Here is a 6,619-nt window from a genome sequence, read left to right as displayed (position 1 = left end):
GAGCGAGGCGCGGGCCCGCGCGAGTGCCTCGTCGGCCGGGGTCCACTCCTCCTCCAGGACGGCGAGCCCGGCAGGCCCGCCGTGCCCCCACGCGCGTATGGCACGCGCCAGTTCGCCTCGGTCGCGGCCGCAGCCCGCGGCGAGACGGTCGGCGATACCGGCCGGAGGGCCGGCGGCGGCCAGCCGCACCGCGTCCTGCCAGAGTGTGAGCGCGGTCGGCAGCGGGGCCGTGGCATGGCCCGGCGCCAGCGCCTCGGCCAGCAGCCGCTGGGCGCGCACCGCGGCGTCCGCCGCCAAGAACTCCAGCGCGACGACGTCCAGCCCCGGCGCCGGATCGCTGCCGCCGCTCAGCGCCGGTGGCCGACCGGGCTCGGCCACGGCCGGTGGGGGCGCGGGCAGCGGCGGCCGGGAAGCGGCCGCGGCGAACGCCTCCTGCGCCGACACGCCCTCCGGGGCGTGGCCCGCGGCCTCCTCCGCCGCGCCGTCCGGGGCGCGCCGCCGGGCGGCGCGCGCCACGCTGCGCACCTGGAGCTCGTCCAGGAGCTCGCGCTCCCCCCGGCCGCGCATCAGCAGCAGCACGAACGGGTCCTCGTCCAGCAGCCGGGCGACCTGATAGCACAGTGCGGCGGTGTGCGGGCAGTGGTCCCAGGCCTCGCATCCGCACTGCGGCTCCAGATCGCCGATGCCCGGGAGCAGCTCGACGCCCGCGGCCGCCGCGTCCTCCGCGAGCTGCGGGGGCATGTCCCGGTCGAGCAGCGCGGCGATATGCCCGGCCCGGTCGGCGACCACGTCCAGCAGCCGTTCCCATTCGGCGCCGGTCAACTCCTGCAGCAGCACATCGGAGCGGTGGGGCGTACGGTCGCGATCCCGTACCACCGCCGTGATCCGCCCCGGCCGTACGCATACCGCCCCGACCGCGCCCTCGCGCGCGTGCTTGCGCCCGCGCCCCAGCTGCTGCCCGTCGAGCGCCGCGTCCTCCAGCGCCTTCAGCCACGCCCGGCCCCACCAGCTGCTGGCGAAGCCGCGGCCACGAGCGGGCGGCAGGGCCTCGAAGATGCGCTCGCGTCCCTCGTGCCCCGGCCGGACGTCCCCGGCGTCGCTCATCGCTCGGTCCCCCTCAACTCCACGAGCTGTGCCAGCTCGGCATCGGTCAGTTCGGTCAGTGCCGCCTCCCCGGCGCCGAGCACCGCATCCGCCAGTTCCCGCTTGCGCTCAAGAATCGCGGCGATCCGGTCCTCCACCGTGCCCTCGGCGATCAGCCGGTGCACCTGGACCGGCTGGGTCTGCCCGATCCGGTACGCGCGGTCGGTGGCCTGCGCCTCCACGGCCGGGTTCCACCAGCGGTCGTAGTGCACGACATGCCCGGCCCGGGTGAGGTTCAGGCCGGTGCCCGCCGCCTTCAAGGACAGCAGGAACACGGGCACTTCGCCCTCCTGGAAGCGGTCCACGAGCTCCTGACGGCGCGCCACCGGCGTGCCGCCGTGCAGCAGCTGCGCGCCGATGCCGCGCGCCGCCAGGTGGTCCTGGAGGATGCGCGCCATCTGCACGTACTGGGTGAAGACGAGCACGCTCGCGTCCTCGGCGAGGATGGTGTCCAGCAACTCGTCCAGCAGCTCCAGCTTTCCCGACCGGCCGGCGATGACGGGCCGGTCCTCCTTCAGATACTGCGCGGGGTGGTTGCAGATCTGCTTCAGGCCGGTCAGGAGCTTGACGATGAGCCCGCGCCGGGCCAGCCCGTCGGCGCCGGAGATCTCGGCCAGCATCTCGCGCACCACCGCCTCGTACAGCCCCGCCTGCTCTTTGGTGAGCGACACGGCGCGGTCCGTCTCGGTCTTCGGCGGGAGCTCGGGCGCGATGCCCGGGTCCGACTTTCGGCGCCTGAGCAGGAACGGTCGGACGAGCTTCGCCAGGCGCTCGGCGGCGGCCGGGTCGCTTCCGCTCTCGACGGCCTGGGCGTAGTGAGCGCGGAACCACCCGAGGCCGCCGAGCAGCCCGGGCGTCGTCCAGTCGAAGATCGCCCACAGCTCGGAGAGGTTGTTCTCGATCGGGGTCCCGGTGAGCGCGACGCGCGCCTTGGCGCCGATGGTGCGCAGCTGCTTGGCCGTCGCCGAGTACGGGTTCTTGACGTGCTGCGCCTCGTCGGCGACCACCAGACCCCAGCCCTCGGGCACCGCTTCGGCCAGCCGCGGCGCGTCGAGCCGCATCGTCCCGTACGTGGTGAGGACGAACTCCCCGTCCGTCAGGTCGTCCAGTGCGCGCGCGGCGCCGTGGAAGCGGCGCACCGGGGTGCCGGGCGCGAACCGTTCGATCTCGCGCTGCCAGTTGCCCAGCAGGGAGGCGGGCGCGACCACGAGGGTGGGCCCGGCGGCCTCGGGGACGGTCTGGCGGTGGAGGTGGAGGGCGATCAGGGTGATGGTCTTGCCAAGACCCATGTCGTCGGCGAGCGTGCCCCCGAGACCGAGCGAGGTCATCCGGTTCAGCCAGCCCAGGCCCCGCAACTGGTAGTCGCGCAGGGTGGCGGCCAGGCTCGCGGGCTGGGCGACGGGTGCGTGGTGCGGGCCCTCGGGGTCGGCGAGGCGGTCCCGCAGCGTGGCCAGCCAGCCGGCGGCCCGCACGTCGACGGCGGTGCCCTCGGCCTCCGTCCGGCCGGTCAGGACGGCGCCGAGCGCGTCGGCGGTGGTGATGTCGCGGTCCTCGCGGCCGCGGGCCCGGCGGACCGCCTCCGGGTCGATGACGACCCACTGGTCGCGCAGCCGCACCACCGGGCGGGCGGCCTCGGCGAGCCGGTCCAGCTCCGCCCGGGTGAGCTCCTGGTCGCCGACGGCGAACCGCCAGCTGAAGCGGAGCAGCGCGTCGGCCGACAGATACGAGGGCATCGCGGATCCGGCCGAATCCGGCCCCTCGCCCTCGGCACCGCCGCGCGGGCCGACGACGGCACGCGCGGTCAGCCCCCGTGCCAGCTCCTTCGGCCAGTGGATCTGGACTCCCGCGGCGTCCAGCGCCTCGGCCGCAGGGCCGAGCAGTTCGACGACCTCCTCGTCGGCGAGGTCGAGCGCGTCGGGCACGGCGGCCGACAGCAGCGGTGCGAGCGGCGCCCAGGCGCGGGCGGCCCGGCGCAGCGTCAGCAGCGCGTCCATACGTGCGCGCGGGCCAAGGGCCGCGGCTGCGGCCGAGGTGCCCGACCACACCTCGGCGGCATCCGCCAGCAGGGCGGGGTCGGCCAGGCTGTGGAGTTGGAGGACGGCGCGGAAGCGGGGACCGGAGGGGGCTTTCCCGTTGCCGCCGCGGTGGCCGTTGTTGTGCTCGCCGTCGCCGGTGAGGTCAGCGCTGCCGGTGAGGTCACCCTCCAGCAGCTCGATACGCAGCGACAGCCGGACGCCGGCGTCGTGCCCGGCGGCGAGATCCGCCGCCCAGGCCCGCTGCGCGGGCAGGCGTTGCGGCTCGGCCGCGGCGAAGGCGGGGCCTCCGGCGGCCAGAGCCGCCGCGGGCGAGCGCGGCAGCCCGTCCGCGACCGCGTCGAGGAACGCGCGGACGTGCCGCTCCGGCTCCGGCAGACGCACCGGATCGGTGCCGGGCAGGGGTACGGCGTGCGCGGCCGGGGGCATGGTGGCGGCCAGGTCACGCACCCGCCGTAGATCCTCCTCGGCGAGCGGGCCGACGCGCCAGGCGTCGTGGTCGGTGGCCGTGAGCCCGGGCAGCAGCCGCCCGCGGGCGGCGAGCTGGAGGGCGAGCACCGCGGCGGCGCCCCAGAAGGCCGCCGTGGGATCGGCCTGGGAGGAGGGGGCGTGCGCGGCGCGTGCCCGGGCGCGGGTGAGCACCGGAAGCGCCTCAGCCAGGGGCAGGACGAGGGCCCGTACGGCGCGGATGCGGACGCCCGGGCTGCCGACGTCCCGGGCGTTTCCGGCCCCGTCATCCCTGTCGTTCACGGCGTTCCCGACGTCCCCGGCGGAAGGGGCCGGGACCACGACGGTGATCTCTTCGGTGCTACCCGGGCCGGTGGGTTCCGGGCCGTCGGGCCGCCAGAAGGCGACGCGTCCGGTCCGGGCCGGGTCGGCGGGGAGGAAGACGGTGGTACAGCGGCTGAGTTCGGCGATCTCGGAGGGCGTTGCCACGGTGGGTGGTGTCACGGAGCTGACGCATTCCTCAAACTTGACTAGTGGGAGCCGCCGAGGCTACCTGACGAGTGGCCCGGCCGGGCGGGCGTCCCGTGTGAAGCACCTCACCTGCATCCTTCGCACTCAGGAACCGCACGCCGTCGGTGTCCGTTGACAGAAGTGAAGCGGCAGGTGCCGCGAAGGAGGCAGAGGGAGATGTCCAAGCGCGCTGTGGCCGTCGCCGGGGGTGCGGCGATAGGAGTGATCTTGCTGTGCCAGCTGCTGCCGTTCTGGGCGGCGGTCCTGGTGATCGTCGGTGTTCCGGCACTGGCGTACCTGCTGCTCGACCCTTCTCAGCGGCGCAGACTGCGCCGGGTGTCGCGCAAGGAGCTTGGGCGCTGACCGAGGCTGCGGCAGCTGTCCCGCCCGCCGGTGACCGGCGCCGCGCCATCGGGGTCGCCCCGATGGCGAATTCCCGGATGGAAACCGGGAGAAGGGGCGCGGCGGGAGACGGCGGATTGCGGAGTGGCGGAGCCGGACCGTCGGCCGGACTCGGGGCCCGGGGTGACATACGCCTGGGAGTGACCGCGCAACACCGATCGCGGATGTCACCCGGACCCCGTCCATCCGTGCCGTGAGGGCCCGGCCGACCCGGCGGACCTCGCCGCCTTGGCCCGGTGGCCCGGCGGTCCGCTGTTCTGTAAATGACTTGTGCCGTTGACCGACACCGGGCCATGATCCGCACCATGACGCATGGAAAGGACGGCCTCGCGATCTCTCGGTGATCGCCCATGGCCGCATACGGAACTCCTCAGCCGCTGACCCCTTCCTGGCTCCGGGCGCACTTCGACCCGCTGCCCTTCCCCGCCCGGATGAGCGCCCTGGCACGGTACGCCCGCACGCTCTCCCCGGACGCCTGCACCGCCCTGCGTACCGCCCTCGACTCCTCCCCGGAACCGGACGACCGGCATCTCGCGCTGTTTCTCGCCGTCGTCCGCCGCGACCTCGATGCCGTGGCGGCCGCGCTCGCCGACCCCCTGCTGCGACGCCGCGCCCTGGCCGCGGCCATCCGGCTGCCGGTGCCCGAAGCGGCCCTGGCCCAACTCGCCTTGAGCGAGAGCCGTTCCGTACGGCATGAGACATACCGTGTGCTGCGGGCCGGCCGGCGCACCGCGCTCGCCGACCTGCTGCTGCCGCGGGCGCACGCTGCGTACGGTCCCGCCGACGCCGCCCGTCTGCTGCCCGCCTGCTCACCTGGCGTGGCGGCCGAGTGGCTGCCCCGCCTCGACCCGCCGATCGGCGTCCTGCACACCCTCGCCCGCACCGCCCCGGCGGCCGTCGCCGCCCGGCTGACGGCCGACTACCAGGCGCGCGACGACTACGGCCGACGACGACTGGCCCGCCGCCACCGCCTGTTGGCCGCCGCCGTGGCCGAACGTGACACCGACGCCGGGCTGCTGCTCTTCGAACGAGCGCCCGCGCTGATCGATGGCCGTGGCGCGGTGGCACTGCTGCGCAAGCCGCGGGAGGTGCTGGCGATCCTCCGGCGAGCCGCGTCCTGTGCCGACAGTGGCCGGGCCGACAACGACCGCGGCGGCGGGCCGGAACGGACGCCCACCCTCCGACTGCCCACCGGGCCGCTGCCCCGGCCCGCGCTGCGGGCACTGCGCGCCCTCACACCAGAGGAACTGGCCGAACTGGCCGACGCGGCCCAGGCGGGCGCCAGTGGCATCCGCTGGTACGGCCCCGATCGGCTCGATATCACCCCCGATCCCCTGCTCACGCTCCTCCCCGCCGCGACACGGCGGCGCATCGTCGAAGCCCGCATCCCCGCGCGTGGCCTCGGCAGAAGGGCCCGCTTCAACGCCCTCGCCGCACTCGACCCGACGGACCGCGCGGACCTTCTGCGCCCCGTCCTCGCCCGGCCGCACCGGTCGCCGGTACTGCGCAACCAACTCGCCGCGGTGGCTCCGCTCGCTGAAGCCGAACCGATCCTGCTCGAGGCGGCGGCGGGCCACCACCCCTACGAACGCGCGTACGCCTGGCGTGCGCTCCTCGCGTGCGCCGAGCTGAACGCCGACGCCGCGGAATTCGCGCGGACCGTGGCAGCCTGCGAGCGGGCCTGGCACGACAGGGAGGAAGTACGGCGCGCCGCGCTGGAACAGGTCGCCGGCGCGCCGCGCCGGATGCTGGCCGCGGTACCGCTGAGCGTGTTGCGCGACGCGGCGCTGACCACCATCCACTCCCGCGACTCCACGCCCGCCACGGTCGCCGCCGCCGAACGGTGGCTGCGCCGCACCACGGAGAGCGCGGCGGCCCGGGGAGACGCCGAACGGGCGGCACAGACGGCCCGTCTGCTGTGCCAGGTCGTAGGCGACCCGCGCCGTCGCGTTCGCCGCCCTGGGCAGAAGGACGGTCGGGCACTTCGCCGAGGTAGTCGGGGTCCGTCCCGGCCCAGATGGCTGCCGCCGCCCGGGAGTCGAGCCTCAGCGGCACGACCGGGCCGCGACGGCGCGGGTCGCCTA

Annotated in this window: 3 protein-coding genes and 1 pseudogene; 2 read left to right on the top strand and 2 right to left on the bottom strand. The window is 75.3% G+C overall.

Annotation, left to right across the window (positions count from 1 at the left end):
- Both CCN51_RS33025 and CCN51_RS33020 read right to left on the bottom strand, forming a co-directional pair.
- A partial coding sequence (locus tag CCN51_RS33025) for an SWIM zinc finger family protein (RefSeq protein WP_086860435.1) occupies nt 1-1,104 on the bottom strand: 1,104 nt, incomplete at its 3' end.
- On the bottom strand, nt 1,101-4,127 hold the full coding sequence (locus CCN51_RS33020; RefSeq protein ID WP_014174306.1) for a DEAD/DEAH box helicase: 3,027 nt from the start codon (nt 4,125-4,127) through the stop codon (nt 1,101-1,103). The genes CCN51_RS33020 and CCN51_RS33025, both read right to left, overlap by 4 nt.
- A 183-nt stretch (nt 4,128-4,310) precedes the next feature.
- Between CCN51_RS33020 and CCN51_RS33015 the strand changes: the two genes are divergently transcribed.
- On the top strand, nt 4,311-4,496 hold the full coding sequence (locus CCN51_RS33015) for a hypothetical protein (protein ID WP_014174305.1): 186 nt from the start codon (nt 4,311-4,313) through the stop codon (nt 4,494-4,496).
- 389 nt (nt 4,497-4,885) lie between these two features.
- Nucleotides 4,886-6,619, top strand: a pseudogene (locus CCN51_RS33010) (hypothetical protein); the annotation flags it as partial.

Origin of the sequence: Streptomyces milbemycinicus, assembly GCF_002154605.1 — a bacterium.
Classification (GTDB): Bacteria; Actinomycetota; Actinomycetes; order Streptomycetales; family Streptomycetaceae; genus Streptomyces; species Streptomyces milbemycinicus.
Note: the sequence above shows the minus strand (reverse complement) of the source record. Positions and strands in the feature narration are given on the sequence as shown.